This is a genomic window from Gillisia hiemivivida, assembly GCF_007997295.1.
Classification (GTDB): domain Bacteria; phylum Bacteroidota; class Bacteroidia; order Flavobacteriales; family Flavobacteriaceae; genus Gillisia; species Gillisia hiemivivida.
Genome location: NZ_VORY01000053.1, coordinates 1 through 713, shown reverse-complemented (window position 1 = coordinate 713; position 713 = coordinate 1). Strand labels below are relative to the sequence as shown.

At 39.4% G+C, this 713-nt stretch carries 1 pseudogene; it reads left to right on the top strand.

From position 1 onward, the window contains the following. Nucleotides 1-713: pseudogene (locus ES724_RS16580) on the top strand (hypothetical protein); the annotation flags it as partial.

Genomic DNA, 713 nt, shown 5'->3' with positions numbered 1-713 from the left:
ATGGATCTACGATGCAAATGGATCTTGTTCAGATGAAGAAAGCTTTGAGGTAACAATTACTAAAACTCCGGTTATAACTAATCCAGGTTCTCAATCTGAATGTGACAGTTATACTTTACCAGCCATATCAGGAAGTGACCTAAGTGGAACTCAAGCATATTATAACAACAGTCAAGCAAATGGTGGAACTGTAATCACGGGACCGATCACTAGCACTCAAACAGTATGGATTTACGATGCAAATGGATCTTGTTCAGATGAAGAAAGCTTTGATGTAACTATAAATGATACGCCTGTTGCAATAGCAATGGATGATTTAGAAGCTTGTGATTCTTACTCATTACCTGCTCTTGCAGCCGGTAACCAATACTTTACTCAAGCTGGTGCAAATGGAACTGAATTGTTTGAAGGTGATGTGATCTCTGAATCCGCAACTATATACATCTATGCAGCTCCAACAGGAACTTGTCTTGCAGCAGAGTCTGATTTTGATGTAACTATAAATGATACACCTGTTGCAATAGCAATGGATGATTTAGAAGCTTGTGATTCTTACTCATTACCTGCTCTTGCAGCCGGTAACCAATACTTTACTCAAGCTGGTGGAAATGGAACTGAATTGTTTGAAGGTGATGTGATCTCTGAATCCGCAACTATATACATCTATGCAGCTCCAACAGGAACTTGTCTTGCAGCAGAGTCTGATTTTGATG